This is a genomic window from Streptomyces ortus (assembly GCF_026341275.1).
In the GTDB taxonomy this organism is placed as follows: Bacteria; Actinomycetota; Actinomycetes; order Streptomycetales; family Streptomycetaceae; genus Streptomyces; species Streptomyces ortus.
The window spans coordinates 5,812,260-5,838,580 of the sequence record NZ_JAIFZO010000002.1; the positions used below are offsets into that span (position 1 = coordinate 5,812,260).

A 26,321-nucleotide genomic window follows, 5' to 3' on the forward strand; every position below is an offset into this window, starting at 1 on the left:
AGTGTTGGCGTCGGAGGTGGTGCCGACATGAAGACGTCCAAGGCATCCGAGGTTTCCGGGGCGCCCAATGCGCCCAGCACGTCCAAGGCGCGCAACGCGCTCGGCCGGTACGGCGAGGATCTGGCCGCGCGACGGCTGGCCGAGGCCGGAATGACGATCCTGCGGCGCAACTGGCGCGCGGGCCGGGCCGGCGAGATCGACATCGTGGCCCGCGACGGCGACTCGCTGGTTGTCTGCGAGGTCAAGACCCGCCGAGCGGGCCCCTTCGAACATCCGATGGCCGCGGTGACCCCCGTCAAGGCCCAGCGCCTGCGCGGCCTCGCCGAGCGCTGGCTGCAGGAACACGGAGGGTCGCCACCCGGCGGCGTCCGCATCGACGTCGTGGGTGTCCTGCTGCCCGACCGCGGCGCCCCCGTCGTGGAGCACGTGCGAGGAGCGGCCTGATGGGCTTCGCGCGTACGTGCTCGGTGGCCCTCTTGGGCGTGGACGGTGTCGTCGTCGAGGTCCAGGCGGACCTGGAGCCCGGGGTCGCCGCGTTCACCCTGGTGGGACTGCCCGACAAGAGCCTGACGGAGAGCAAGGACCGGGTCAGGGCGGCGGTGGTCAACTCCGGCGGCGAGTGGCCGCAGAAGAAGCTCACCGTAGGCCTCAGTCCTGCTTCGGTGCCGAAGGGCGGCAGCGGATTCGACCTGGCCATCGCCTGCGCCGCGCTCGGTGCCTCGGAGCGCATCGATCCCCGCGTGCTCGCCGACATCGTGATGATCGGAGAGCTGGGCCTGGACGGACGGGTCCGGCCCGTACGAGGTGTCCTGCCGGCCGTGCTGGCCGCCGCCGAGGCGGGATACGAACAGGTGGTGGTGCCGGAGAGCGCAGCCGCCGAGGCCTCCCTGGTGCCCGGTGTCTCCGTGCTCGGCGTCCGCAGCCTCCGTCAGCTCATCGCCGTGCTCACCGACGACCCGGTGCCCGACGAGGACCCCGACGAGCAGGGCCGGACCGATCCGCTCGCCGGCCTGCGCATGCCCGGCACCGGCGCGGCCACCGGAATGCACGGCATGGGCGCCACGCACTACGACCATGACCACGAACACGACCTCGCCGACGTCGTGGGCCAGCTCTCGGCACGGACCGCGGTGGAGGTCGCCGCCGCCGGCGGACACCACCTGTTCCTGGAGGGCCCGCCGGGAGCGGGCAAGACCATGCTCGCCGAGCGGCTGCCCGCCGTCCTGCCGCGGCTCGGCCGGAGCGAGTCCCTGGAGGTCACAGCCGTCCACTCGGTCGCAGGACTGCTGCCACCCGGCAAACCCCTGGTCGACGTCGCCCCGTACTGCGCCCCGCATCACTCGGCGACCATGCAGGCTCTCGTCGGAGGCGGCCAGGGGGTGGCACGACCGGGCGCGGTGTCGCTCGCGCACCGGGGGGTGCTCTTCCTGGACGAGACACCCGAGTTCAGCAGCCGTGCCCTGGACGCACTGCGCCAGCCCCTGGAGTCCGGGCATGTGGTGATCGCGCGCAGTGCGGGCGTCGTGCGCTTCCCCGCCCGATTCCTGATGGTCCTCGCCGCCAATCCCTGCCCCTGTGGCCGCTTCTCGCAACGGGACACCCTGTGCGAATGCTCGCCCTCCATGATCCGCCGCTACCAGTCCCGGCTCTCCGGACCACTGCTCGACCGCGTCGACCTGCGGGTGGAGGTGGACCGCGTCACGCGTTCCCAGCTGACGGAGCGGGGCGCGCGGGGCGAGACCACCGCGACGGTCGCCGACCGCGTCCGGGAGGCCAGGGCGAGGGCCGCCGCACGCCTGACCGACACACCGTGGCGCACGAACAGCGAGGTACCGGGCCGCGAGCTGCGCAGCCGGTGGTACGCGTCCCCGGGCGCCATGGAAGACGCGGAGCGCTGCCTGGAGCGCGGTGTGCTCACCGCCCGGGGGCTCGACCGTGTCCTGCGGGTCGCCTGGACCGTCGCGGATCTCGCCGGCCGCGACCGCCCGGGGGTGGCGGACGTGACCCTCGCGCTGCAACTGCGCACCGGGGTTCCCCGGGGGGTGCCGATGGCGATCGGGGCCTCCCGGTGAGCGGCGACGGGGAACGGCTCCACCGTGCCCTCCTCGCACGGGTCGTCGAACCGGGGGACGAGGTCTGCGGTCGGTGGCTCCGTGAGTGCGGAGCCGAGGAAGTGGTCCGGCGCCTCACCGGGGGCGGCCGGCGGCTGCCGGGCGTGACGGACGTGCGATGGGCGGGTCTACGGGCCCGGGCCGAGCGGGCGGACCCGGAGCAGGACCTCGCGGTGGCGCGCGACAGCGGGACACGGTTCGTGTGCCCCGGTGATCCCCAGTGGCCCGCGCAACTGGACGACCTGGGGGACGCGAGGCCTGTCGGGCTCTGGGTGCGGGGGCTCCCCAGCCTGCGGATATGGGCGCTGCGCTCCGTCGCGGTCGTGGGGGCACGGGCCTGTACGGAGTACGGCGCCCACATGGCGTCGACGCTCGGCGCGGGGCTCGCGGAGCGGGGGTGGGTCGTGGTGTCGGGAGGCGCCTACGGCGTGGACGGCGCGACGCATCGGGGCGCACTCGGGGCGGGCGGCGCCACCGTCGCGGTACTGGCCTGCGGGGTCGACCGGCCCTATCCGCGCGGTCACACCCAGTTGATCAGCAGGATCGCCGAACAGGGTCTGGTGATCGGAGAGTTGCCGCCCGGCGACCATCCGACCCCGAGCAGATTCATCCTGCGCAACCGGGTCATCGCCGCGTTGACGCGCGGCACGGTGGTCGTGGAGGCGGCGTACCGGAGCGGTGCGTTGGCGACCGCCCGGGCCGCTCAGCGGCTGGGCAGATTCACGATGGGCGTACCGGGACCGGCCACCAGCGCCCTCTCGGCCGGGGTGCACGAACTGCTGCGCGGCGACGCCGTGCTCGTCACCGACGCCGCGGAAGTCGCCGAGCTCATCGGTGACATGGGCGAGCTGGCGCCGGCCCGGCGTGGACCGGTCCTTCCGCGCGACCTCCTGGACCCGGAAGCCGCCCGGGTGCTGGCCGCCCTGCCGGCCCGGGACGCGGCGTCACGGCAGGAGATCGCCAGGGACGCCGGGACGACCGAGGACGACGTGGTCGCCCGACTGTACGAACTCCGCTCACTTGGCTTCGTCGAACGACACGGCGACGGCTGGAAGTTGACACGCCAGGCCACTCTGCCCATCGACCGGTATCGGGGGTGACGCTGACCGAGCGTGTTCGGCCGTCCGGGCGATTCCCGAAGTCCCTGGGGTTTCCCGCAGTTGACGCTCCGCGGAGGTCACGCACGGCGACAGCGACCCCGTCACGTGATGCCCAGCGGAACGTATCTGCGCACGGTGACTCCACCTCTGTTCGCACACTGCGACTCCTCAGTCACGCTACGCTCATATGGATTCCGACGCAGACAGGCAACTCGACATCAGACCGACAGCTCACGCAGTTACTCACAGTTCACTGCAGAACGGCACAAGGCGACGCATGCCCCAGCACACCTCCGGGTCCGACCGGGCGGCGGCTCCCCCCGCCGCCCGTGACGGCGGCGTGCGGCCGCCCGCCCCCTCCACGCTCGACGAGCTGTGGAGGTCGTACAAGACCACGGGCGACGGGCGGCTGCGCGAGCAGCTGATCCTGCACTACTCGCCGCTGGTGAAGTACGTCGCCGGCCGGGTGAGTGTGGGGCTGCCCCCGAACGTGGAGCAGGCGGACTTCGTCTCGTCGGGTGTGTTCGGGCTGATCGACGCCATCGAGAAGTTCGACGTCGAGCGGGAGATCAAGTTCGAGACGTACGCGATCACGCGGATCCGGGGCGCGATGATCGACGAGCTGCGGGCGCTGGACTGGATCCCCCGGTCGGTGCGGCAGAAGGCGCGCAATGTCGAGCGGGCCTACGCGACGCTGGAGGCGCGGCTGCGGCGTACGCCGTCGGAGAGCGAGGTGGCCGCCGAGATGGGGATCGCGGTCGACGAACTGCACGCGGTGTTCGGCCAGTTGTCGCTGGCCAACGTCGTGGCCCTGGAGGAGCTGCTGCATGTCGGCGGTGAGGGCGGCAACCGGCTGAGCCTGATGGACACCCTTGAGGACACCGCGGCCGACAATCCGGTGGAGGTCGCGGAGGACCGTGAGCTGCGGCGTTTCCTGGCGCGGGCCATCAATACGCTGCCCGAGCGGGAGAAGACCGTGGTGACCCTCTACTACTACGAGGGCCTCACGCTCGCCGAGATCGGCAACGTACTCGGGGTGACGGAGAGCCGCGTCAGCCAGATCCACACGAAGTCCGTGCTCCAGCTCCGAGCGAAACTGGCAAGCTTCGGCCGTTGACCTCGCCGGTCCACCTGGTCCCGCGGGCCCTCCGGTCCTCAGTCTCCGGTCCCGCTGGGTCGGTGATCGGGCTCTCGGTGGACGAGAGTCTCCCGTCCCGGGCGGGGCGTCCGTAAAGTGGGGGCGTGCCAAGGATTCGAGCGGCCTCCGTGGCCGAGCACCGGTCGATGCAGCGAGCCGCCCTGCTGGACGCGGCGCGGTCGCTGCTGTCCGAGGGCGGGACGGACGCCCTGACGTTCCCGGCGCTCGCCGAGCGGACGGGTCTCGCGCGATCCTCCGTGTACGAGTACTTCCGCTCCCGCGCTGCGGTGGTCGAAGAGCTCTGCGAGGTCGACTTCCCGCTCTGGGCCGCCGAGGTCGAAACCGCGATGTCGCTGGCCGGGACACCCGAGGGCAAGGTCGAGGCGTACGTCCGGTCGCAGCTCGCCCTCGTGGGGGACCGGCGGCACCGGGCCGTCGTGGCGATCTCCGCGAGTGAACTCGACGCCGGCGCACGCGAGAAGATCCGCGCCGCGCACGGAGGGCTCGTCGCGATGATCGTGGAGGCGTTGCGGGACATGGGGCACCAGCAGCCCCGGATGGCCGCGATGCTTCTGCAGGGGATCGCGGACGCGGCGGTGCGCAGGATCGAGCTCGGCGCGGCCGAGGAGCCCGGCGTGATCACCGAGGCCGCGGTCGCGATGGCTCTGCGCGGCGTACGGGGCTGACCGCGGCCGGGTCACGTCGGTGCCCCTTACGCTCCCGCTCAAGGCGCCGGCTCAAGGCGCCGCATCCGCATCCGCCCCCGGTTCCGGGACCCCCGTGACCGGCAGCAGGCGTGCCGGGCCTCTGGTCAGCAGCCATGGGGGCAGCAGTGACAGCGGGTCCAGGTAGGCCTCTCCGCGGCGCAGGCCCCAGTGGAGGCATGACATCGGGCAGTGGGATCCCGGCAGCTCCAGTACGCCCACCACCTCGCCCGCAGCCACCTCGGTTCCCTTCTTCAGCGTCGCCGCCACCGGCTGGTACGTCGTGCGCAGGGGCGGGGAGCCCGTGCCGGTCAGTTCGACCGAGACGACCCCGCGGCCCGCGACCCGGCCGGCGAAGGAGACCCGACCGGGTGCGACGGCCCGGACCGGAGTGCCGGGGGCCGCGGCGAGATCGACGCCCCGGTGGCCCCGGCCGTAGGCGGTCGCAGGCGGCTCCCAGCCGCGCGTCACCGGCGGACGCGCCCCCACCGGCCAGGCGCGCCCGACAGCGTCGACAGGGTCGACAGTGCCGTCGGGGCCGACGACGGCCCCGGCGACGAGGACCGGCGAATCCGCATCGCCGGAACCCCCGCCCCGGGCCCCCGCCGCAGGCCCGCCGCCGGGGACCAGCCCCAGCAGGAGGCCGAGCACCAGCACGGCAACCACCCGCACGGTGCGCACCGACACGGCAGGCCGCGACGCCGGACCCGCACGAAGAAAATGATCTGCTCGCATGCGAGAACCGTGCCTCGATCGGCATGAAAAAAGGGATCATGGCCAGGATCTGTGGAGTACCCGTCGGTTGTGGACAGCGGCGTCACCCGGCACCCCGTGGGTCCCGTACACTTCTTGTGGCGATCCGGGTCACCGGGTCGACTTCGCACGCCCCGACATCAGGCCGTCAAACAGCCGGTGTCAGCGCCCCTCGGTCCTTCGTGGCAAGGCGCAACGCGGGCGTCAGGCGCGACCGCCGTCCGGCGGACGCGGCACAACCGAGAACACCAAGGAGTACGGCCATGGCCGTCGTCACGATGCGGGAGCTGCTGGAGAGCGGCGTCCACTTCGGTCACCAGACCCGTCGCTGGAACCCGAAGATGAAGCGCTTCATCTTCACCGAGCGCAACGGCATCTACATCATCGACCTGCTCCAGTCGCTGTCGTACATCGACCGCGCCTACGAGTTCGTCAAGGAGACCGTCGCCCACGGCGGCACGGTCATGTTCGTCGGTACGAAGAAGCAGGCGCAGGAGGCCATCGCCGAGCAGGCGACCCGCGTCGGCATGCCCTACGTGAACCAGCGCTGGCTGGGCGGCATGCTCACCAACTTCTCGACCGTCTACAAGCGTCTGCAGCGCCTCAAGGAGCTTGAGCAGATCGACTTCGAGGATGTGGCCGCGTCCGGCCTCACCAAGAAGGAGCTGCTCGTCCTCTCCCGCGAGAAGGCCAAGCTGGAGAAGACCCTCGGCGGTATCCGCGAGATGTCCAAGGTGCCCAGCGCCGTCTGGATCGTGGACACCAAGAAGGAGCACATCGCGGTCGGTGAGGCCCGGAAGCTCAACATCCCGGTCGTCGCCATCCTCGACACCAACTGCGACCCTGACGAGGTCGACTACAAGATCCCGGGCAACGACGACGCGATCCGCTCCGTCACCCTGCTCACCCGCGTGATCGCCGACGCCGTCGCCGAGGGCCTCATCGCCCGCTCCGGTGCCGGCAAGGCCGCCGAGGGTGACAAGGCCGCGGGCGAGCCGCTCGCCGCGTGGGAGCGCGACCTGCTCGAGGGCGGCGAGAAGAAGGCCGACGAGACCGCTGCCGAGGCGCCCGCCGCCGAGGCTCCGGCCGCCGAGGCCGAGACCCCCGCCGCCGAGGCTCCGGCTGAGGCCCCCGCCGCTGAGGCCGAGGCTCCGGCGGCCGCCGAGGCTCCCGCCGAGCCCGAGGCTGAGAAGCCGGCCGCGGCCGAGCAGGCCTGACGATCCAGCGTCACGGTTGAGTGAGGGCGGGCGGCGCCTGGTGCGTCGCCCGCCGTTCACCCCCAGCCCGTAGATCTTCGGTGGACGCCCGCCCGATCAGCGGCGGACGCCGACTGCAGAGACTTCGAACTCCGAGAAGAGATTCACAGATCATGGCGAACTACACCGCCGCCGACGTCAAGAAGCTCCGTGAGCTCACGGGCGCCGGCATGATGGACTGCAAGAAGGCCCTGGACGAGGCCGACGGCAACGTCGACAAGGCCGTCGAGGCGCTGCGCATCAAGGGCCAGAAGGGCGTCGCCAAGCGCGAGGGCCGCTCCGCCGAGAACGGCGCCGTGGTCTCCATCATCGCCGACGACAACACCTCCGGTGTCCTGGTCGAGCTGAAGTGCGAGACGGACTTCGTCGCCAAGGGCGAGAAGTTCCAGGCCGTCGCCAACCAGATCGCCGAGCACGCCGCCGCGACCTCCCCGGCCGACATCCAGGCGCTCCTCGCCTCGGAGATCGAGTCGGGCAAGACGGTCCAGGCGGTCGTCGACGAGGCCAACGCGAACCTGGGCGAGAAGATCGTCCTCGACCGCTTCGCCCAGTTCTCCGGCGCCTACGTGGCCGCGTACATGCACCGCACCATGCCCGACCTGCCCCCGCAGATCGGTGTCCTGGTCGAGCTGGACAAGGCCGACGCCGGTCTGGCCAAGGGCATCGCGCAGCACATCGCCGCCTTCGCGCCGAAGTACCTCTCCCGTGAGGACGTTCCGGCCGAGGTCGTCGAGTCCGAGCGTCGTGTCGCCGAGGAGACCACGCGCGCCGAGGGCAAGCCCGAGGCCGCGCTCCCGAAGATCGTCGAGGGTCGCGTCAACGGCTTCTTCAAGGAGGCCACCCTCCTCGGCCAGCCGTACGCGCTCGACAACAAGAAGTCCGTCCAGAAGGTCCTGGACGAGGCCGGTGTCACCCTGAAGCGCTTCGCGCGCATCAAGGTCGGCATCTGAGTCCGTACCGCGATCGACGCCCGATCCCGCTAGGGTCGACAGCAGTCGTCCGTGTCGGTCGCGCAGACCGTCACGCGCGGGCGTGACCGGACGACAGCAGATCTGACGAGGAGGCCATTGCCGCGCATGGGATGCGAACAACACCCCACCGGCAGTGGCCTTCTTCGTATGTGCGACCCGTATGTGCGACACGTAGAAGAGGCGAGATCTCCATGACCACCACCAAGGCCGCCGACAAGGACGAGAAGAGCGACACCGGCAAGGGCTCCGGCCGCTTTCTGCTGAAGCTTTCCGGTGAGGCGTTCGCCGGTGGGGGAGCGCTCGGCGTCGACCCCGACGTGGTGCACAAGATGGCCCGGGAGATCGCCGCGGTGGTCCGCGGGGGCGCCCAGATCGCCGTCGTCATCGGGGGCGGCAACTTCTTCCGGGGAGCCGAGCTGCAGCAGCGTGGCATGGACCGGGCCCGTTCCGACTACATGGGCATGCTCGGCACCGTCATGAACTGCCTCGCTCTCCAGGACTTCCTGGAGAAGGAGGGCATCGACTCGCGTGTGCAGACCGCCATCACCATGGGGCAGGTCGCCGAGCCGTACATCCCGCTGCGAGCCGTACGGCACCTGGAGAAGGGCCGCGTGGTCATCTTCGGCGCCGGCATGGGCATGCCGTACTTCTCCACGGACACGACCGCCGCACAGCGCGCTCTGGAGATCGACGCCGAAGCGCTGCTGATGGGCAAGAACGGCGTGGACGGGGTCTACGACTCCGACCCCAAGACCAACCCCGAAGCGGTCAAGTTCGACGCGCTCAGCTACGGCGAGGTCATCACCCGCGACCTGAAGGTCGCCGACATGACCGCGATCACGCTGTGTCGCGACAACAAGCTCCCGATCCTCGTCTTCGAGCTTCTCGCCGAGGGCAATATCGCCCGGGCGGTCAAGGGTGAGAAGATCGGGACACTTGTGGGTGACCAGGGCAGTCGGGCCTGACCGGGGGATGGACAACGCCCCGTTGGTCGGGAACCGTTCAGGAACAAGACGCGACGCAGCCGGCCGCCTACCCCTCAAGGAACCGCAGCCGGGCCTACTCAAGACACGCAGGAGCAAGTGGTGATCGAAGAGACCCTCCTCGAAGCCGAGGAGAAGATGGAGAAGGCCGTCCTGGTCGCCAAGGAGGACTTCGCCGCGATCCGCACCGGCCGTGCGCACCCGGCGATGTTCAACAAGATCGTGGCGGACTACTACGGCGCGTTGACACCGATCAACCAGCTGGCCTCGTTCTCGGTGCCCGAGCCGCGTATGGCCGTGGTGACCCCGTTCGACAAGAGCGCGATGCGCAACATCGAGCAGGCGATCCGCGACTCCGACCTCGGCGTCAACCCGAGCAACGACGGCAACATCATCCGGGTGGTGTTCCCCGAGCTCACCGAGGAGCGCCGCAAGGACTACATCAAGGTGGCCCGCACCAAGGCCGAGGACTCCAAGATCTCGATCCGTTCCGTACGCCGCAAGGCCAAGGACGGCATCGACAAGATGATCAAGGACGGCGAGGTCGGCGAGGACGAGGGCCGCCGTGCGGAGAAGGAGCTCGACGACACCACCGCGAAGTATGTCGCGCAGGTGGACGAGCTGCTCAAGCACAAGGAAGCAGAGCTGCTCGAAGTCTGATGAACGACTCTTCCTGGGGGGCACCGCCACAAGCCGGGTACTGGGGGCCGTCCGACCAGGGGCCTGTCCAGGGGGATGCCCCGGCGGGTCCCGCGTACGATGCGAACCACGCGCAGCAGACTCGCCCCATGCCCATCGTGCCCGACGTACCCGCGCATGGCGGAGACCAGGATGACGACCGGGGGGCTGCTCGGACGGGCGGCCCCCTGTTCCGCGACGAGACGCAGCCACCGCCGCCGCCGCCGTTCCAGCCTTCGTCGCAGCATCCGCCGCATCCGCAGCAGCAGTCGCTGAATCCGCAGGAGCCCATGACCAGCGCCGCACAGCCCGCACCCGCGCCGCAGAAGAAGAGCGCGGGCCGCGACCTGGGCGCTGCCATAGGAGTCGGCGTCGGACTCGGCGTGGTGATCGTCGCGTCGCTGTTCGTCGTCAAGGCCGTCTTCGTCGGCGTCATAACGGTCGCTGTCGTGGTCGGCCTGTGGGAACTCACGTCGAGGCTCGCGGAGCGCAAGGACATCAAGGCCCCGCTCGTGCCGCTCGCGGTGGGCGGCGCGGCGATGGTCGTCGCCGGTTACGTCCGCGGGCCCGAGGGCGCCTGGGTGGCGATGGCGCTCACCGCGCTCGCGGTCCTGGTCTGGCGGATGACGGAACCGCCCGACGGCTACCTCAAGGACGTCACCGCGGGGGTCTTCGCGGCCTTCTACATCCCGTTCCTCGCCACGTTCGTGGCGATGATGCTCACGGCGGACGACGGTGCGTGGCGGGTCCTCACGTTCCTGCTGCTGGCCGTGGTCAGCGACACCGGGGCGTACGCCGTCGGGTGGCGCTTCGGCACGCACAAGCTCGCTCCGCGCATCAGCCCCGGCAAGACCCGTGAGGGGCTGCTCGGGGCGATCGCCTTCGCGATGGTGGCGGGCGCGCTGTGCATGCAGTTCCTCATCGACGACGGCACCTGGTGGCAGGGTCTGGTCCTCGGCCTCGCGGTCGCGGCCAGTGCCACGCTGGGCGACCTCGGTGAGTCGATGATCAAGCGGGACCTGGGCATCAAGGACATGGGCACCTTGCTGCCGGGCCACGGCGGGATCATGGACCGGCTGGACTCGCTGCTGCCCACCGCTCCCGTGGTGTGGCTGCTGCTGGTGCTCTTCGTCGGATCGGGCTGACCGGGCCGGGAGCACCGCGTGACCCAGGGGACCCCCGGCCGATCAGGGCCGGGGGTCCTCGGCGTCCGGGCCCGCCGGGGAGTACTCGTGCGGCCGGCCGCCCTGCCACTTCACCCACCGCGGGTCGTCCAGCAGCTCCCAGGCGTCGTCCGGCAGGCCCGCCCTCCGCAGGAACTCGACCAGGTCGGTGTCGCTGTGGGCGAGCCCGAAGACCTGGCCGTGGATGGTGACCCGGCGCCCGCGGGCACCTGTCATGCGGTGCACGACGATGGGCGCGGAATTCGTCCCGCTAGTACCGCTAGTACCGCCAGTACCGCTAGTACCGCCAGTACCGCCAGTACCGCCAGTACCGCGAGTACCGCCAGTACCGCCAGTACCGCCAGTACTGCTAGTTCCGCTGGGTTCGTTCGTCCCGCTCATCCGGCTCGTCTCGTTCGTGTTCTCGTCCTGCGGCCGTTCGCCGTTCACGCCGTTCACAGCACACCCAGATCGTTGTCGGGCCGGCAGTAGGGGCACGCGGTGATGCCGTCCTCCGTGAGAGCCCGGAGCGCCTGCTCACGGGGCAGCGGTTTCGTGTTCTTGCCCGCCATGCCGCAGTCGTCCGTATGGACGGCTTCGGGGGTGGGTCTGCCACCCGCTCTGCGCAGCGCGAGCTTCCAGCCGGGCGCGGCCGAGGGCACGATGCGGGCGGGGGCTGCACGGACGGCGGCTGCCTCCTGACGTTCGAGCTCGGCGATGGTGTCGTCCGTGCGGCGCAGCTGCCAGGCCAGCCATTCGCGGACGCTGCGCAGACGATCCAGACGAGACACTTTATCGGACACGCGTTCGATTCTAGGTCCAACTGTGGCCTAGATGGCAACGCCCCCGCCGGAAGAGGCCCTTGAACCCGCGCGGGCCGACGAGACGTGACCGCACATCCCCCGGAAACGCGCGGCTCAGGTCACACGAATCGATCTGCGACACTGGTACAGCCATGCCTAAGCCCGGAGAACTCACATTCGTCGCCCCCCGCGGAGCCAAGAAGCCGCCGCGGCACCTTGCCGATCTCACGCCTGCCGAGCGTAAAGAGGCTGTTGCCGCGGTCGGTGAGAAGCCGTTCCGTGCCAAACAGCTCTCGCAGCACTACTTCTCGCGGTTCGCGCACGATCCCGAGCAGTGGACCGACATCCCTGCCGGCTCGCGCACCAAGCTGCAGGAAGCGCTGCTGCCCGAGCTGATGACGGTCGTGCGGCATCTGTCCACCGACGCGGACACCACCCGCAAGACCCTCTGGCGGCTCTTCGACGGCACGCTCGTCGAGTCCGTGCTGATGCGCTACCCGGACCGGGTCACCATGTGCATCAGCTCGCAGGCGGGCTGCGGGATGAACTGCCCGTTCTGCGCGACGGGACAGGCCGGCCTCGACAGGAACCTGTCGACCGGTGAGATCGTGCACCAGATCGTCGACGTTATGCGTGCGCTGCGGGACGGGGAGATCCCCGGCGGCCCGGCGCGGCTCAGCAACATCGTCTTCATGGGCATGGGGGAGCCGCTCGCCAACTACAAGCGGGTCGTCCAGTCCATCCGGGCCCTCACCGACCCGGAGCCGGACGGCCTCGGGCTCTCGCAGCGTGGGATCACCGTCTCGACCGTCGGTCTGGTGCCCGCCATCAACCGGTTCGCCGACGAGGGCTTCAAGTGCCGGCTCGCCATCTCCCTGCACGCACCGGACGACGAGCTGCGCGACACCCTCGTACCGGTCAACACGCGGTGGAAGGTGCGGGAAGTGCTGGACGCGGGCTGGGAGTACGCGGCCAGGTCGGGGCGTCGGCTCTCCATCGAGTACGCGCTGATCCGGGACATCAACGACCAGGCGTGGCGCGGCGACCGGCTCGGGCGGATGCTCAAGGGCAAGCCGGTCCATGTGAACCTGATCCCGCTGAACCCGACACCCGGCTCCAAGTGGACCGCCTCGCGGCCCGAGGACGAGAAGGCGTTCGTCGAGGCGATCGCCGCCCACGGCGTGCCCGTCACCGTCCGGGACACCCGGGGCCAGGAGATCGACGGGGCGTGCGGGCAGCTCGCGGCCACCGAGCGGTAGTCTGGCGGGGCGTACGGGTATCCCGTATGACGACAGCTTCACGGATAGCTTCATAGACATCTTCATATTCCGACAGGGGAGCGCCACAGCGCTGAGAGTGCGGGACAGCCCGCAGACCCTCTGAACCTCGCCCAGGTCATTCTGGGTAGGAAGTTCGGTCACTACTCAAGCTGTTGCGCCCTGCCCGGGATCCGTTCGAGGTCCCGGGCAGGGCCGCGTCTCTTCCTGGTCAACCCAGGAGGAATCGAGTGAGCAACAAGAGCAGCATCTTCAGGATCACCGCCCTGATCGCGGTCGGTGGTCTCGGGGTCGTCGCGCTCAGCGCGTGCGGGGCGTCCGGCGACGGAGGCGACGACGGCGGCTCCGGGTCCAAGACCGTCACCCTCGTCAGCCATGACTCCTTCGCCTACACCAAGGAAGTACTGAAGGACTTCGAGAAGGAGTCCGGGTACAAGGTCAGGGTCCTGAAGGACGGCGACGCCGGGCAGGCCGTCAACAAGGCCGTCCTCACCAAGGACAACCCGCAGGGAGACGTCTTCTTCGGCGTCGACAACACCCTGCTCTCCCGCGCGCTCGACAACGGGCTGTTCCAGTCGTACGAGGCCGAGGGCGCCGACCGCGTCCAGGCCCGGTACCGCGTCGACCAGGGCAAGCACCGGGTCACGCCCATCGACTCCGGTGACATCTGCGTCAACTACGACAAGGCGTACTTCACCGAGCACAAGCTGGCCGTGCCGACGTCCTTCGACGATCTGATCAAGCCCGCGTACAAAGACCTGCTCGTCACCGAGAACGCCTCCACCTCCTCACCCGGCCTCGGCTTCCTGCTCGGCACCGCCGCGAAGTACGGCGACGACGGCTGGGAGGGCTACTGGAAGAAGCTCAAGGCCAACGGCGTGAAGGTCGTCGACGGCTGGGAGCAGGCCTACAACGAGGAGTTCTCCGGGTCCGCCGGCGGCAAGAAGGCCAAGGGCGACAGGCCGCTCGTCGTCTCGTACGCGTCCTCGCCGCCCGCCGAGGTCATCTACGCCGACCCCAAGCCCAGGACGGCGCCGACCGGTGTCGCGGACGGCACCTGCTTCCGCCAGGTCGAGTACGCCGGCCTGCTGAGCAACGCGAAGAACACCGAGGGCGCCAAGGCGCTCATCGACTTCCTGATCGGCAAGCGGTTTCAGGAGGACATGCCGCTCAACATGTTCGTGTACCCGGTGGTCGAGGGCGCCAAGGTGCCCGACGCGTTCACGCAGTACGGTCCCGCCGCCGCGAACCCCGAGACCCTGGACCCCGCCAGGATCGCCGACAACCGTGACGAGTGGGTCAAGTCATGGACCTCGCTCGTACTGAAGTAGCGCCCGGCGCGCGCCCCCGGCCCTCGCGCCGGGGGCGGGGCGCGGCGCGGCTCGGGCTCATGGCCGTGCCCGTCGCGTTCTTCGGGGTCTTCTTCGCCTATCCGGTCGTCGCGATCACCGTGCGCGGGCTGAAGGTCGACGGGGTCTGGCGGTTCGGGCGGATCGCGGACGTGCTCGGCCAGTCCGACATCCGGCACGTCCTGTGGTTCACGACCTGGCAGGCGCTCGCCTCGACCGCGCTCACCCTGCTGATCGCGCTCCCCGGCGCGTACGTCTTCGCGCGCTTCGAGTTCAGGGGCAAGCAGATCCTGCGGGCCGTCGTCACCGTGCCGTTCGTACTGCCGACGGTCGTCGTGGGCACGGCCTTCCTGGCGCTGCTCGGACGCGGCGGGCTGCTGGACGAGCTGTGGGGCGTACGCCTGGACACCACCGTGTGGGCCATCCTGCTCGCGCACGTCTTCTTCAACTACGCGGTCGTCGTCCGCACGGTCGGCGGCCTCTGGTCGCAGCTCGACCCGCGGCAGGAGGAGGCCGCGCGGATGCTCGGCGCCTCCCGGTTCGCGGCCTGGCGCACGGTGACGCTCCCGGCGCTCGGCCCGGCCGTGGCCGCCGCCGCGCTCATGGTGTTCCTCTTCACCTTCACCTCCTTCGGTGTCGTGCAGATCCTCGGCGGCCCCACCTTCTCGACGCTCGAAGTCGAGATCTACCGGCAGACCTCGGAGATCTTCGACCTCTCGACGGCCGCCGTGCTGACGCTCGTCCAGTTCGCCGCGGTGGGCGCGATCCTCGCCGTCCACGCCCGGACCGTACGGCGGCGCGAGACGGCCCTGCGGCTGGTCGACGCCGCGGCCACCGCGCGACGGCCGCGCGGGGCGGGGCAGTGGGCGCTGCTCGCGGGTGTCCTCGGCTCCATCGCCGTCCTGCTCGTGCTGCCGCTGGCCGTCCTGGTCCAGCGCTCGCTGGACGCCCCCGGCTTCGGCTACTACAAGGCGCTCACCCGCAACGAGGGCAGTCTCTTCCTGGTCCCGCCGATCGACGCCGTCGGCAACTCGCTGCGGTACGCCTTCGCCGCGACCGCCATCGCGCTGCTGATCGGCGGACTCGCGGCAGCCGCCCTCACCCGCCGGGACACCGGACGCCTCGGACGGCTCGTACGGGGCTTCGACGCGCTGCTCATGCTGCCGCTCGGGGTCTCCGCCGTGACCGTCGGTTTCGGCTTCCTCATCGCGCTCGACGAGCCGCCGCTGGACCTGCGGAGCAGCTGGATCCTCGTGCCGCTCGCGCAGGCGCTGGTGGGCGTCCCCTTCGTCGTACGGACCATGCTGCCGGTGCTGCGGGCGGTGGACGGGCGTCTGCGCGAAGCCGCGGCGGTGCTCGGGGCCTCGCCGTGGCGGGTGTGGCGCGAGGTCGATCTGCCGCTGGTGCGGCGGGCGCTGCTGATCGCGGCCGGGTTCGCCTTCGCGGTGTCGCTGGGCGAGTTCGGCGCGACCGTCTTCATCGCACGGCCCGACAATCCGACGCTGCCGGTCGCCGTGGCACGACTGCTCGGCCGGGCCGGCGACCTCAACTACGGGCAGGCCATGGCCCTGTCGACCATCCTGATGCTGGTGTGCGCGGTGGCGCTGCTGGTCCTCGAACGCCTGCGCACCGACCTGCGCAACGGCCCTCGCTCCGACCGGACGGGAGAGTTCTGACCATGCTCAAACTCGATGGGGCGACCGTACGGTTCGGGGGGCGGGCCGTGCTCGACGAGGTCGGGCTCGATGTCGCCGAGCACGAGCTCGTGTGCGTTCTCGGGCCCAGCGGCAGCGGCAAGTCGACGCTGCTCAGGGCCGTCGCCGGACTCCAGGAACTGGACGGCGGGCGGGTGTTCCTGGACGGGCGCGATCTCGACGGCGTGCCCGCCCACAAGCGGGGGGTCGGTCTCATGTTCCAGGACCATCAGCTGTTCCCGCAGCGTGACGTGGCCGGAAACGTGGCCTTCGGGCTGCGGATGCACGGGGAGTCCAAGCAGCGGCAGGCGCTGCGGGTGGGGGAGTTGCTGGAGCTTGTGGGGCTCCCGGGTGCGCAGGGGAGGGCCGTCGCCTCCCTCTCCGGGGGTGAGCAGCAGCGGGTGGCGCTCGCCCGTGCGCTGGCCCCGCGGCCCCGGCTGCTGATGCTCGACGAACCGCTCGGCCAGCTGGACCGCTCCCTGCGTGAACGGCTGGTGGTCGAACTGCGCGAGCTGTTCGCTGAGTTGGGCACCACCGTGCTCGCGGTCACCCATGACCAGGGCGAGGCCTTCGCGCTCGCCGACCGGGTCGTCGTGATGCGGGACGGGCGGATCGCCCAGTCGGGTACGCCGCTTGAGGTCTGGCAGCGCCCGGCCGACGCGTTCGTGGCCCGCTTCCTCGGCTTCGAGAACGTGACCGGGGCGACTGTTTCCGGTCAGGTCGCGGACACACCCTGGGGCAAGTTGCCTGTGCCGTCCGGCACTTCGCAGGGCGCGGGCACGCTGCTCGTCAGGCCCGCGGGGGTACGCCTCGTGCCGGTCGAGGAGGGGCTGCGGTGCACGGTGGCCGCGCGGACCTTCCGGGGCACGCATGTCGCCGTACGGCTGCAGCCCGAGGGGGTGGCGCGGCTGGAGGCGGCGTGTGCGTTGCGGGATGCGCCGGAGGTGGGGGAGGAGGTGGGGGTGGTGTTCGACGCGGGTGAGGTTGTGGTGCTGGCGGGGGGCTCGGGTGCGTCGTTCCCCCGCCCCTGAGGGGGGCGACAAGATTGCGCCGTTCCCCGCGCCCCTAACTGTCCCTAACAAAGGCGTTGGACGTGGCGGTGGGTGATCAGGCAGACGGCGAGTCCGAGGAACGCTTCGTGGATGTCGTCGCGTCGTTCCCAGCGGATGCGCAGGCGGCGGAAGCCGTGGAGCCAGGCGATCGTGCGCTCGACGACATAGCGGAAAATGCCCAGGCCAGTGCCGTGAGGCTCGCCTCGCTTCGCGATCACGGGGCGGATCCCGCGCTGCCAGAGCAGACGGCGGTACTTGTCGTGGTCGTAGCCACGGTCGGCCAGCAGCGCATCCGGCCGTCGGCGGGGTCTGCCGACCTGGCCCGCGACGGCCGGGATCTTGTCGAGCAGCGGCATGAGCTGGGTGATGTCGTTGCGGTTTCCGCCGGTCAGCGACACGGCGAGCGGGATGCCCTGGCCGTCGACGATGAGGTGGTGCTTGCTGCCCGGACGTGCGCGGTCGACCGGGCTGGGTCCGCTTTTGGGCCTCGCCGGGCCGCGCGGACGTGCGAGGAGTCGATCACCGCCCTGGACCAGTCCAGCTGGTTTTTCGACCGCAGTTTCTCCAGCAGCAGCACATGCAGCTGGTCCCAGACGCCGGCCTCGTTCCAGGCCGCCAGGCGCCGCCAGCAGGTCATCCCCGAGCCGAAGCCCAGCTCCTGGGGCAGGTACTCCCACTGGATCCCGGTGTGCAGGACGAACAGGATCCCGCACAGGGCCTGCCGGTCCGGCACGCGAGGTCTGCCCTCGACCAGCTTCGGCGCCGGCTCGGGCAACAACGGCTCGATCAGTGCCCACAGTTCATCCGACACGATCCACGGTCGCGACTGACGTTTCCCCACGACCAGACCAACGACAGACCGCACCGATAGTCACATGATCAACGGCTTTTGTTAGAGACAGTAAGAGAGCATCTGATCAGCGTTCAGGTCGTTATAGCTGATTTGTGAGTTTCGATTCGCCAGCTTGGTGTGGATTCACCGGTGAGTTCGCGGCTAGTTTTGTTAGCCATGGCCCAGTGGACCATGGCGCGAGACCGCTGGGGCAGAGCTTCGTAGTCCCGGACGAGGCGCCTGTGCTGCATTAACCAGCCGAACGTTCGCTCGATCACCCAGCGTTTCGCCTGGGGCTGGAACCCTTTGGTGGTGGGTCGTTTCACGACCTCGACGTCGATCCCCTTCGCGGCTCCGTGCTGGAAGACGCTGTTCTGGTATCCGCCGTCGGCCCAGACCTTCGTCACGCTGGGATGCGAGGCGGCGAGCTCGTCGAGCAGGCGCTTCCCGCCAGTGGAATCGTGTACCGAGGCGGCCGTGACGATGACGGCCAGGACCAGGCCGAGCGTGTCCGTGGCCACGTGACGCTTACGTCCTTTGATCTTTTTGCCGGCGTCGATGCCCTGACTGGCCTCAGCAACGTTTGCGGAGGTCTTCACGCTCTGCGCATCGATCACCGCGGCCGACGGAGCGGCAGGCCGGCCCTGAGCGCGGCGGACCTTGTCGCGCAGCACATCATGGACCCGCTGGGTCGTACCGTCCGCCTCCCACTTCGCGTAGTAGTCGTACACAGTCTTGTACGGCGGGAAGTCGTGGGGCAGGTACTCCCACGGGATGCCGGTGCGGTTGACGTAGAGGATGGCATTCACGATCTCCCGCAGATCATGCACCCGTGCCGCGGTACCCGGACCGGTGCGAGCGGCCCGCCATGTCACGAACACGGGCTCGATCAATGTCCAGCGGGCATCGGACACATCACTGCGATAAGGGCGTCGAGGACTCACGAGTCACGCAACGACCCGTCGTCACCTCAGTCACTGCGAACACCCCAAATCACCCTCAAAGTAGATCAGTTGCTCTCTAAGAGCGAAAAGACTGCGCCGTTCCCCGCGCCCCTGGGGCGTGGGTGTGGGGTGCGGGGCCCGGACGTGGTAGTGGCCCGTCTCCTCCTTGGAGGGGGCGGGCCACTACTGCGGGTGGTGTCAGCGGGTCTTCGCTGCGCCTCGGCGGCGGAGCGCGAACATCACGCCGGCGCCGGCCGCCACGAGCGCGGCCGCTATGCCGGCGATCGCACCGGTGTTGGAGCTGGAACCGGTCTCGGCGAGGTTCGAGTCGCCCGCCGGGGACGGCGCGTTGTCACCGGTCGACGCGGCCGGAGTGCTCTCCGACTCGGACGGCTCCGGGGACTCGGCGGGCTTCGACGGCTCCTCGGCGGGCTCGGAGGGCTTCTCCGAGGGCTTCGGGGTCGCCGGAGGCGTGGACGCCTCATCGGACTTGCACGCCTCGGACGGGGTGACGAGGTTCGGCTTGATGTCCTCGTCGACCTGGTTGCCGGCCTTGACGTGCACGCGGTACGTCGCGTTCGGCTTCCAGTCCTCCGAGAAGTCGATGGTCACGCCTTCGCGCGTGCCCTCGACCACCTGCGCGTCGCCGACCTGCTGCGCGTCGGCGCCGTTGGACTGGAGGAAGACAGTGACCGTGGCCTTGACGCCCGACGGGTCCTTGTCCGTGACGCTGATGACGCCCTTGGTGCCGTCGCACTTGGCGACGGCGGAGAACTCACTGATGTTGCAGGCGAGCGCGTTGCCGGCCAGGCCGAGCGTGAGCGCGGCCGAGGCGGAGGCAACTCCGAGAATGCGCACAGAACGTGCGGTACGGCGAGATATGGACACGATTGCCCTTCACGGGATGCACAAAAAGAGGGGGGTTGATGGGAGCTACTGAGCAACAGCGATCCCAGACGCCTCACAGGTTTATTGGGCACCGTCTCCGGTTGTCAATCCGTGTGTCCGTCTTGCCCCTTGGCTTTTAGGTTTCATTTACACGCGACAGCCGGTCGAGCGCCTCCGGCGCCTCCTCGATCCGGTCCACCAGCGCGATGCGGGACTCCATCGAGCGGTCGCGGGCGAGGGCCTGGAGGAGCGGCCAGGCGGGCAGCCGCCGCGTCCAGTGGGCGCGGTCCACCAGGACCATGGGCGTCGGTTCGCCGCGTGACTCGTAGTAGTTGGGGGTCGTGTTGTCGAAGATCTCCTGTACCGTGCCGGCGGCGCCGGGCAGGAAGACCACGCCCGCGTTCGAACGGGCCAGCAGGCCGTCCTCGCGGGTGGCGTTGGCGAAGTACTTGGCTATGTGGGAGGCGAACGCGTTCGGCGGCTCGTGCCCGTAGAACCAGGTGGGGATGCCGACGGAGGCGTTGCCCTTCGGCCAGCGTTCGCGCACCTCGAAGGCGGCGCGCGCCCAGTCGGTCACCGACGGCTCGAACGACGGCGCCTTCCCGAGGAGTTCGCACGCCTCGTCCAGCATGCCGTCGCGGTAGGGGGCCGCGTACGCACCGAGGTTGGCCGCCTCCATCGCGCCGGGGCCGCCGCCGGTCGCCACCGTGAACCCGGCGCGGGCCAGCGCGCGGCCGAGCCTGGCCGCGCCGCCGTACGCCTCGGTGCCGCGCCCGATCGCGTGACCGCCCATCACGCCCACCACGCGCGCCCCGCGGAGGAGTTCGTCGAGGGCGTCGGAGACGGCGTCGTCGTGGACCGAGCGCAGCATCGACGCGTAGATGTCCCCGTCGGCCCTGGTCCGCCGGAACCAGTCGTACGCGACGGCGTCCGGCGTGGCCTCGTAGCTCTCGTCGAGGGAGCCGAACAGCTCCTCGGGGGTGTAGAGATGACCGCGGTACGGGTCGAACGGCACATCGGGCAGGGGCGGGAAGACCAGCGCCCCGTCCGCCCGGATCTTCGCCGCCGCGTTCTCCCGCATCGGGCACCCGAGGAAGACGGCGCCCGAGGTGTCGCTGGCGAGCAGTTCTCTCGTACGGTCCGTCAGATCGACGGCCTGGACGCGGAAGCCGGTGAGAGTGCCGCGGGCCGAGACGGTCGCGTCGAACTCCTCCAGCGTCTCGATCTCACGGTCGTTGTGATGGGCCACATGGGCGGGGCTCGTCTGCACCCGCCCATGTAAGCACGGCCGTTTCGGGCACGGTCCGTTCGGGCGTGCCGGAGGGATTCAGCCCAGAACCACGGGTTTTCAGCCCTGGCCCATGGGGATTCAGCCCTGGCCCGTGGGTATTCAGCCCTGGACCATGGACGGGTCCATCCACATGACCTCCCAGGTGTGGCCGTCCGGGTCGTCGAAGGCGCGCCCGTACATGACGCCGTGGTCCTGGGTCTCCCCGCTCGCCGAGCCGCCCGCGGCGATCGCCCTGTCGACCAGTTCGTCGACCTTCTCGCGGCTCTCGGCGCTGAGGCACAGGAGCACCTCGCTGGTCTTCGTCGAGTCCGCGATCTCCTTCTTCGTGAAGTCCGCGTAGCGCTGCTTGTTCAGCAGCATCGCGACGATCGTGTCGCTGATGACGACGGACGCGCAGTTCTCGTCCGAGAACTGCGCGTTGATCGTGTAGCCGAGCTCCGAGAAGAACTTCTTGGACACGTCCACGTCGTTCACGGCCAGGTTCACGAAGATCATCTGCTGGTACATGGGAGGTCCTCCGTCAGGTGGGTCGCTGTTCGAAGGGTCAGACCGGGGGCCCGCCGAAAAGTCATCGGTCCGCGCGCGTCTTTTTCGTACGCCGGGTCAGCGGGCCAGTGGCATGGCCGCGAGCTCGGCGATCGCCCAGGTCAACGGGGTGAGGACGGCGAGCAGGGCGCCGGCCCGGAGGGTGGCCGCGGTGCGCAGCGTCGCGGCGGGCGCGCCGATCCGCAGCAGGGCGGCGGTGGTGTCGGCGCGCGCGTTCCTCGCCTCGACGGCGGCGGTCAGCAGCGTCGCCACGGCGCAGCCCGCGACCAGCACCAGGCCGAGCGTGGTGAGGGGCCCGATGCCCGGACGTGTTCCGGCGTAGAGCACGGCCATGGCGTACAGGCCCGACGCCACCGCGCACACCACGCCGAGCGGGCGCCCGATACGGGTCGCCTCCTCCATGAGTACGCGTCCGGCGAGCAGGCGCGGCGCGCTCGGGCGTACGGACTGCAGGAGCCTGCCGCAGAGGTGCGTGCGGGCGGGGCCGGCCAGCGCGAGGCCGAGCGCGGTGAGCGCCCAGCCGACGAGCACGCCGAAGGGGCCTCCGGTGAATCCGCCCGGCAGGGCGGGGCCCTGGTGGGCGTCGCGCCACGGGCGGCGTACGTCTCCACGGCGAGACCCGCGGCCAGCACGGCGGCACCCAGGAGGCCGCTGGGGGTGGGGAGGGGTGGCGGGGTACTGCTGGGTGGCGGGGGCACGACGCGCAGTTCGTCGTACCTCCGGCAGGACGGTGGAGTGGTCGGCTGCGTCGCGGGCGTCGAGAGCGTCGAGAGCGGCCACGGCGTGCTGATCCCGGGGGTGGTGCGGGTCGGTGGGGGCTGACTGCGGTGTTCCCCGCGCCCCCTCCGGGGTGGGGTGGCCGGGGTTGTGCGGGTCGACGGAGGCGGCCTGTCGCGCGGGTCCTCCCGCCCCTTCCGGGGGAGAGCCGTCGGTGGAGAGGGCAGGGGCCGTCTGTGTGGCCGTTTCCCGGCCTTCGGCGGGGGTGGGTGGCGGCGGGGGCGTGGATCCCGTCGCGCGGGCTCCGAAGCGGCCGTAGGCGCTGGAGCCGACGCGTTCGGTGGAGCGGCCGTAGCCGCCGGAACCGCCCAGCCGTCCCGGGCGTCCGCCGGCCGCGGCGGCGGACGGGCGCGGACCCCGCGGGCGCAGCACGACCGCGCTGGCCGCGGACGCGAGAACCGGCACCACGGCCAGCAGCGTGAGCGTGGCGGGCAGGCGCAGGGGCTGGTTCGCGGCGAGCAGGCCGGCCGCCGCCCCGTCGAAGGGCAGGCCGGTCAGATCGCCGCGCAGGTGCAGGAAGAACAGCAGCGCGACCATCGAGCCGAGCGTGCACGACACCGCGGTGGAGACGGCGGCCAGGATCATCAGCTGAGCGGGTCCCAGACCGATCGCCGCGAGCCCGGTCCGGGGGCGGGTGGCCGGGTCGGTGCGGGCGACGGCGACCGCGAACTGCACGGTGGCCGCGATCGGCGCGAGGCACCAGGCGAGCCGGAGCACGGCCGCGGTGGACGCCTCCGGATGCCCCATCGCGTATCCCAGGGTGCACAGGAGCAGGAAGCCGGTGCCCGCGGACGCCGCGGCGACCAGGAGCCGGCGGAACTGGACGGCGGGGTTGGCCCCGCGGACTAGGCGGAGAGCGAGCACGCGGCCCGACCTTCCGTCTCGGCGGACCCGTTGGCCCCGGCGGAGCCTCTGGAGCCGGTGGGGCCCATGGGACCGGTGGGATCGGTCGGGTCCGCGATCGGTGGCAGATGGACGGTGTTCACGCGCCGGCCGTCGAGCAGCGACACCGTGCGGTCGGCGAGCGCGGCGGTGTCCGCGTCGTGCGTGGCCAGCACGACGGTGATCCCGTGCGAGCGGGCCGCCGCGGTGAGCGTCCGCAGCACCTGGGCGCGGTCGGCGCGGTGCAGCGGCGCGGTGGGCTCGTCGGCGAAGATCACGCTCGGCTCGGGCGCCAGGGCGCGGGCGATGGCCACCCGCTGGCGCTCCGACTGGAGCAGGGCGTACGGGCGTCTGCGGGCGCAGCCGCCGACGTCCAGGCGGTCCAGCCACTCCAGCGCGGCGGTCTTGGCCCGGCGGCGGCTCACCCCGCGCAGCATCAGGAGCAGGGCGGCGTTCTCCCAGGCGGTCAGCTCGGGGACGAGGACCGGTGCCGGGTCGATCCAGCCGAAACGGTCGCGACGCAGCCGCTCCCGGCTCATCGTGCCCATGGTGTGGACGGGCGTGCTGTCGAACCAGACCTCGCCCTCCTGCGCCACGAGCTGTCCCGACAGGCACTTCAGGAGGGTCGTCTTGCCGCTGCCGCGCGGGCCGCCGACGGCGAGGATCTCGCCCTCGCGGACCCCGATCGAGACGCCGGTGAGTGCGGGTGAGCCGTTGTGTCTGACGTGCAGGGCGCGTGCCCAGAGCACGTCGTTGTCCGGCGGAGCCGCCATCGCGTACACCTCTTCAGATCTGATTTGCGCTGCCCGGGCGCCTCGGAAGGTCGCCGGGTCCCCCGGTCGGGGGAACGAAGGCAGGGCCGATCGGTCACTGGGCACGCTAGGGAGTCGGGGCCCGGGGGCCGGACAGCACGCGGCCCCGGGGCACGCATTCTCACTCGAACGGGCGCCACCGGGGCCGGTGTTGATCACTTGTTCAGCTCAAAGGCTGAGCCGACGGCCGGGCGGATGGCCGGGCCGGCAGGTGCAGCTCACGGCTGGGGCCGTGGCCGTGGCTCGGGGGCCGTGGCTCACAGCTTCGCCCAGGCCTCCGTCAGCACCTGGCGGACGATCCCCTCGATCTCGTCGAACGTCGACTGGTCGGAGATCAGCGGCGGCGACAGCTGGATGACCGGGTCGCCGCGGTCGTCGGCGCGGCAGTAGAGGCCGTACTCGAAGAGCTTCTTGGAGACGAAGCCGTAGAGCACGCGCTCCGACTCCTCGTCCGTGAAGGTCTCCTTGGTGGCCTTGTCCTTCACAAGCTCGATGCCGTAGAAGAAGCCGTTGCCGCGGACGTCGCCGACGATCGGCAGGTCGTGCAGCTTCTGGAGGGTGGAGAGGAACGCGCTCTCGTTCGCGAGGACGTGTTCGTTGAGCTTCTCGCGCTCGAAGAGGTCCAGGTTCGCGAGGCCCACGGCCGCCGACACCGGGTGACCACCGAAGGTGTAGCCGTGCAGGAAGGTGTTGTCGCCCTCGTAGAACGGCTCGGCCAGCCGGTCCGAGATGATGCAGGCGCCGATCGGGGAGTAGCCCGAGGTCATCCCCTTGGCGCAGGTGATCATGTCCGGTACGTAGTCGAACTTGTCGCACGCGAACATCGTGCCGAGGCGGCCGAAGGCGCAGATGACCTCGTCCGAGACGAGCAGCACGTCGTACCGGTCGCAGATCTCGCGCACCCGCTGGAAGTAGCCGGGCGGCGGCGGGAAGCAGCCGCCGGCGTTCTGCACGGGCTCCAGGAAGACGGCGGCGACCGTCTCGGGGCCCTCCATGAGGATCTGCTCCTCGATCTGGTCGGCAGCCCAGCGGCCGAAGGCCTCCGGGTCGACGCCCGAACCGTTGTCGAGGAACGCGGGGGCGCGGTAGATGTTGGTGTTCGCGACCTTGTGGGCGCCGGGGACCAGCGGCTCGAACGGGGCCTTCAGCGCGGGCAGGCCCGTGATGGACAGGGCGCCCTGCGGAGTGCCGTGGTAGGCGACCGCGCGCGAGATGACCTTGTACTTGGTCGGCTGGCCCCGCAGCTTGAAGTACTGCTTGGCGAGCTTCCACGCGGTCTCGACGGCCTCGCCGCCGCCGGTGGTGAAGAAGACCTTGTTCAGGTCGCCGGGAGCGTGGTGCGCGAGGCGCTCGGCCAGCTCGACGGCCTTCGGGTGGGCGTACGACCAGATCGGGAAGAAGGCCAGCTCCTTGGCCTGCCTGGCGGCCGTCTCGGCCAGCTCCGCGCGGCCGTGGCCCGCCTGGACCACGAACAGACCGGCCAGACCGTCGAGGTAGCGCTTGCCCTTGTCGTCGTAGATGTAGGTCCCCTCGCCACGGACGATCGTGGGGACGGGCGCGTTCTCGTACGAGGACATGCGGGTGAAGTGCATCCACAGGTGGTCGTACGCGGTGCGGCTGAGGTCCTTGGCAGTCACGGCTATCGGGTTCCCCACATGTAGGTCTGCTTCTTGAGCTTGAGGTAGACGAAGCTCTCGGTGGAGCGCACGCCGGGCAGGACCCGGATGCGTTTGTTGATGACGTCGAGCAGGTGGTCGTCGTCCTCGCAGACGATCTCGGCGAGGATGTCGAAGGAGCCCGCCGTCATCACCACGTACTCGACCTCCTGCATGGCGGTCAGCGCCTCCGCCACCGGTTCGAGGTCGCCGTCGGCGTTGATGCCGACCATCGCCTGCCTGCGGAAGCCCACGGTGAGCGGGTCCGTGACGGCGACGATCTGCATCACCCCCTGGTCGAGCAGCTTCTGGACGCGCTGGCGCACGGCCGCCTCGGACAGGCCCACGGCCTTGCCTATCGCGGCGTAGGGCCGGCGGCCGTCCTCCTGGAGCTGCTCGATGATGCCGAGGGAGACGGCGTCGAGCTGGGGGGTGCCGTTCCTGGACTCGCGGGAGTCCCGGAGGTCCCTGGGGTCTGCGCTTCGACTGGCCACGCGCTCACTCTGCACGAGGGCTCGACAGTTCCGCAAGGTGTGATCGATGAAATTCGTTGTTTACGTGTTCCAGTACTGCGGATTTCGCAGCTCTGGGGTCGGCGGGGGTGTTGAAAACGTCGGGGCGAGGATTAGGGTGGGAGGCCAGGCGTCTCAGGTAGTGGACAC

General features: G+C 70.3%; 25 protein-coding genes and 1 pseudogene. 14 read left to right on the forward strand and 12 right to left on the reverse strand.

What is annotated here, in order from left to right:
• The first annotated feature begins 27 nt into the window (after window positions 1–27).
• The 5 genes from K3769_RS29060 (at window position 28) to K3769_RS29080 (ending at window position 5,035) form a co-directional block, all read left to right on the forward strand.
• Window positions 28–444 carry a YraN family protein gene (locus tag K3769_RS29060; protein WP_267029221.1) on the forward strand — a complete coding sequence of 139 codons (417 nt, stop codon included), beginning with the start codon at window positions 28–30 and terminating at the stop codon, window positions 442–444.
• On the forward strand, window positions 444–2,072 hold the full coding sequence (locus K3769_RS29065; RefSeq protein WP_267029222.1) for a YifB family Mg chelatase-like AAA ATPase: 1,629 nt from the start codon (window positions 444–446) through the stop codon (window positions 2,070–2,072). The genes K3769_RS29060 and K3769_RS29065 overlap by 1 nt, the downstream gene beginning before the upstream one ends.
• Window positions 2,069–3,211 (forward strand): DNA-processing protein DprA, encoded by a 1,143-nt coding sequence (dprA, locus tag K3769_RS29070; RefSeq protein ID WP_267029223.1) that lies wholly within the window; start codon window positions 2,069–2,071, stop codon window positions 3,209–3,211. Before K3769_RS29065 ends, dprA begins: the two co-directional genes overlap by 4 nt.
• A 277-nt stretch (window positions 3,212–3,488) precedes the next feature.
• Window positions 3,489–4,328 carry an RNA polymerase sigma factor WhiG gene (gene whiG / locus K3769_RS29075; RefSeq protein WP_267029224.1) on the forward strand — a complete coding sequence of 280 codons (840 nt, stop codon included), beginning with the start codon at window positions 3,489–3,491 and terminating at the stop codon, window positions 4,326–4,328.
• A gap of 149 nt (window positions 4,329–4,477) precedes the next feature.
• Window positions 4,478–5,035 carry a TetR/AcrR family transcriptional regulator gene (locus tag K3769_RS29080; RefSeq protein ID WP_267031592.1) on the forward strand — a complete coding sequence of 186 codons (558 nt, stop codon included), beginning with the start codon at window positions 4,478–4,480 and terminating at the stop codon, window positions 5,033–5,035.
• A 51-nt stretch (window positions 5,036–5,086) separates the two neighbouring features.
• Here K3769_RS29080 and K3769_RS29085 read toward each other — a convergent pair whose 3' ends face one another.
• Window positions 5,087–5,734, reverse strand: a complete 648-nt coding sequence (locus tag K3769_RS29085; protein ID WP_267031593.1) for a murein hydrolase activator EnvC family protein — start codon at window positions 5,732–5,734, stop codon at window positions 5,087–5,089.
• 335 nt (window positions 5,735–6,069) lie between these two features.
• On the opposite strand from K3769_RS29085, the gene rpsB reads away from it, so the two are divergent.
• The 5 genes from rpsB (at window position 6,070) to K3769_RS29110 (ending at window position 10,839) form a co-directional block, all read left to right on the forward strand.
• Window positions 6,070–7,023 (forward strand): 30S ribosomal protein S2, encoded by a 954-nt coding sequence (gene rpsB, locus K3769_RS29090; protein ID WP_267029225.1) that lies wholly within the window; start codon window positions 6,070–6,072, stop codon window positions 7,021–7,023.
• A gap of 152 nt (window positions 7,024–7,175) precedes the next feature.
• Window positions 7,176–8,012, forward strand: a complete 837-nt coding sequence (tsf, locus tag K3769_RS29095; RefSeq protein WP_267029226.1) for a translation elongation factor Ts — start codon at window positions 7,176–7,178, stop codon at window positions 8,010–8,012.
• A gap of 212 nt (window positions 8,013–8,224) precedes the next feature.
• Window positions 8,225–8,998: a UMP kinase gene (gene pyrH / locus K3769_RS29100; RefSeq protein WP_189775416.1), complete on the forward strand. Its 774-nt coding sequence runs from the start codon at window positions 8,225–8,227 to the stop codon at window positions 8,996–8,998.
• A gap of 120 nt (window positions 8,999–9,118) precedes the next feature.
• A complete protein-coding gene (gene frr / locus K3769_RS29105) occupies window positions 9,119–9,676 on the forward strand; it encodes a ribosome recycling factor (RefSeq protein WP_267029227.1) in 558 nt (185 codons plus the stop codon).
• Entirely contained in the window at window positions 9,676–10,839 is a 1,164-nt protein-coding gene (locus tag K3769_RS29110; protein ID WP_267029228.1) for a phosphatidate cytidylyltransferase, read from the forward strand. The genes frr and K3769_RS29110 overlap by 1 nt, the downstream gene beginning before the upstream one ends.
• A 42-nt stretch (window positions 10,840–10,881) precedes the next feature.
• Here the strand turns inward: K3769_RS29110 and K3769_RS29115 are convergent, their stop codons facing one another.
• Both K3769_RS29115 and K3769_RS29120 read right to left on the reverse strand, forming a co-directional pair.
• On the reverse strand, window positions 10,882–11,094 hold the full coding sequence (locus K3769_RS29115) for a hypothetical protein (RefSeq protein ID WP_210890556.1): 213 nt from the start codon (window positions 11,092–11,094) through the stop codon (window positions 10,882–10,884).
• Between the two features lie 218 nt (window positions 11,095–11,312).
• Window positions 11,313–11,660 carry a DUF6233 domain-containing protein gene (locus tag K3769_RS29120; RefSeq protein WP_267029229.1) on the reverse strand — a complete coding sequence of 116 codons (348 nt, stop codon included), beginning with the start codon at window positions 11,658–11,660 and terminating at the stop codon, window positions 11,313–11,315.
• Window positions 11,661–11,812: 152 nt separating this feature from the next.
• On the opposite strand from K3769_RS29120, the gene rlmN reads away from it, so the two are divergent.
• The 4 genes from rlmN (at window position 11,813) to K3769_RS29140 (ending at window position 17,011) form a co-directional block, all read left to right on the forward strand.
• Window positions 11,813–12,919: a dual-specificity RNA methyltransferase RlmN gene (gene rlmN, locus K3769_RS29125; RefSeq protein ID WP_267029230.1), complete on the forward strand. Its 1,107-nt coding sequence runs from the start codon at window positions 11,813–11,815 to the stop codon at window positions 12,917–12,919.
• Window positions 12,920–13,167: 248 nt separating this feature from the next.
• Window positions 13,168–14,268 carry a thiamine ABC transporter substrate-binding protein gene (locus K3769_RS29130; protein WP_267029231.1) on the forward strand — a complete coding sequence of 367 codons (1,101 nt, stop codon included), beginning with the start codon at window positions 13,168–13,170 and terminating at the stop codon, window positions 14,266–14,268.
• Window positions 14,244–15,962: an ABC transporter permease gene (locus tag K3769_RS29135; RefSeq protein ID WP_267029232.1), complete on the forward strand. Its 1,719-nt coding sequence runs from the start codon at window positions 14,244–14,246 to the stop codon at window positions 15,960–15,962. The genes K3769_RS29130 and K3769_RS29135 overlap by 25 nt, the downstream gene beginning before the upstream one ends.
• A gap of 2 nt (window positions 15,963–15,964) precedes the next feature.
• The gene (locus K3769_RS29140) at window positions 15,965–17,011 is read left to right on the forward strand and encodes an ABC transporter ATP-binding protein (protein ID WP_267029233.1); all 1,047 of its coding nucleotides are present in this window, start codon (window positions 15,965–15,967) and stop codon (window positions 17,009–17,011) included.
• A gap of 44 nt (window positions 17,012–17,055) precedes the next feature.
• On the opposite strand, the pseudogene K3769_RS29145 reads toward K3769_RS29140, so the two are convergent.
• The 9 genes and pseudogenes from K3769_RS29145 to K3769_RS29185 all read right to left on the reverse strand — a co-directional run bounded on the left by K3769_RS29145 (window position 17,056) and on the right by K3769_RS29185 (window position 26,168).
• Window positions 17,056–17,897, reverse strand: a pseudogene (locus K3769_RS29145) (IS5 family transposase).
• A 59-nt stretch (window positions 17,898–17,956) separates the two neighbouring features.
• Window positions 17,957–18,808, reverse strand: a complete 852-nt coding sequence (locus K3769_RS29150) for an IS5 family transposase (protein ID WP_267029235.1) — start codon at window positions 18,806–18,808, stop codon at window positions 17,957–17,959.
• Between the two features lie 198 nt (window positions 18,809–19,006).
• Window positions 19,007–19,696, reverse strand: a complete 690-nt coding sequence (locus tag K3769_RS29155) for an LAETG motif-containing sortase-dependent surface protein (protein WP_267029236.1) — start codon at window positions 19,694–19,696, stop codon at window positions 19,007–19,009.
• A gap of 136 nt (window positions 19,697–19,832) precedes the next feature.
• Window positions 19,833–20,966: an LOG family protein gene (locus K3769_RS29160; RefSeq protein WP_267029237.1), complete on the reverse strand. Its 1,134-nt coding sequence runs from the start codon at window positions 20,964–20,966 to the stop codon at window positions 19,833–19,835.
• Window positions 20,967–21,086: 120 nt separating this feature from the next.
• On the reverse strand, window positions 21,087–21,494 hold the full coding sequence (locus tag K3769_RS29165) for a VOC family protein (RefSeq protein WP_267029238.1): 408 nt from the start codon (window positions 21,492–21,494) through the stop codon (window positions 21,087–21,089).
• A 96-nt stretch (window positions 21,495–21,590) separates the two neighbouring features.
• Window positions 21,591–23,174 carry a hypothetical protein gene (locus tag K3769_RS29170; RefSeq protein ID WP_267029239.1) on the reverse strand — a complete coding sequence of 528 codons (1,584 nt, stop codon included), beginning with the start codon at window positions 23,172–23,174 and terminating at the stop codon, window positions 21,591–21,593.
• Window positions 23,156–23,965, reverse strand: a complete 810-nt coding sequence (locus K3769_RS29175; protein WP_267029240.1) for an ABC transporter ATP-binding protein — start codon at window positions 23,963–23,965, stop codon at window positions 23,156–23,158. Before K3769_RS29175 ends, K3769_RS29170 begins: the two co-directional genes overlap by 19 nt.
• Window positions 23,966–24,261: 296 nt before the next feature.
• A complete protein-coding gene (locus tag K3769_RS29180; protein ID WP_267029241.1) occupies window positions 24,262–25,659 on the reverse strand; it encodes an aspartate aminotransferase family protein in 1,398 nt (465 codons plus the stop codon).
• The gene (locus K3769_RS29185) at window positions 25,644–26,168 is read right to left on the reverse strand and encodes an Lrp/AsnC family transcriptional regulator (protein ID WP_267029242.1); all 525 of its coding nucleotides are present in this window, start codon (window positions 26,166–26,168) and stop codon (window positions 25,644–25,646) included. Before K3769_RS29185 ends, K3769_RS29180 begins: the two co-directional genes overlap by 16 nt.
• Window positions 26,169–26,321 lie beyond the last annotated feature (153 nt).

What these genes read in the sequence shown, in the direction of transcription:
- whiG (WP_267029224.1), top strand. Translation starts at nt 3,489, where the DNA reads ATGCCCCAGCACACCTCCGGGTCCGACCGGGCGGCGGCTCCCCCCGCC.
- K3769_RS29135 (WP_267029232.1), top strand. Translation starts at nt 14,244, where the DNA reads ATGGACCTCGCTCGTACTGAAGTAGCGCCCGGCGCGCGCCCCCGGCCC.
- pyrH (WP_189775416.1), top strand. Translation starts at nt 8,225, where the DNA reads ATGACCACCACCAAGGCCGCCGACAAGGACGAGAAGAGCGACACCGGC.
- K3769_RS29110 (WP_267029228.1), top strand. Translation starts at nt 9,676, where the DNA reads ATGAACGACTCTTCCTGGGGGGCACCGCCACAAGCCGGGTACTGGGGG.
- tsf (WP_267029226.1), top strand. Translation starts at nt 7,176, where the DNA reads ATGGCGAACTACACCGCCGCCGACGTCAAGAAGCTCCGTGAGCTCACG.
- K3769_RS29060 (WP_267029221.1), top strand. Translation starts at nt 28, where the DNA reads ATGAAGACGTCCAAGGCATCCGAGGTTTCCGGGGCGCCCAATGCGCCC.
- K3769_RS29140 (WP_267029233.1), top strand. Translation starts at nt 15,965, where the DNA reads ATGCTCAAACTCGATGGGGCGACCGTACGGTTCGGGGGGCGGGCCGTG.
- K3769_RS29175 (WP_267029240.1), bottom strand. Translation starts at nt 23,965, where the DNA reads ATGGCGGCTCCGCCGGACAACGACGTGCTCTGGGCACGCGCCCTGCAC.
- K3769_RS29065 (WP_267029222.1), top strand. Translation starts at nt 444, where the DNA reads ATGGGCTTCGCGCGTACGTGCTCGGTGGCCCTCTTGGGCGTGGACGGT.
- K3769_RS29115 (WP_210890556.1), bottom strand. Translation starts at nt 11,094, where the DNA reads ATGACAGGTGCCCGCGGGCGCCGGGTCACCATCCACGGCCAGGTCTTC.
- rpsB (WP_267029225.1), top strand. Translation starts at nt 6,070, where the DNA reads ATGGCCGTCGTCACGATGCGGGAGCTGCTGGAGAGCGGCGTCCACTTC.
- rlmN (WP_267029230.1), top strand. Translation starts at nt 11,813, where the DNA reads ATGCCTAAGCCCGGAGAACTCACATTCGTCGCCCCCCGCGGAGCCAAG.
- K3769_RS29165 (WP_267029238.1), bottom strand. Translation starts at nt 21,494, where the DNA reads ATGTACCAGCAGATGATCTTCGTGAACCTGGCCGTGAACGACGTGGAC.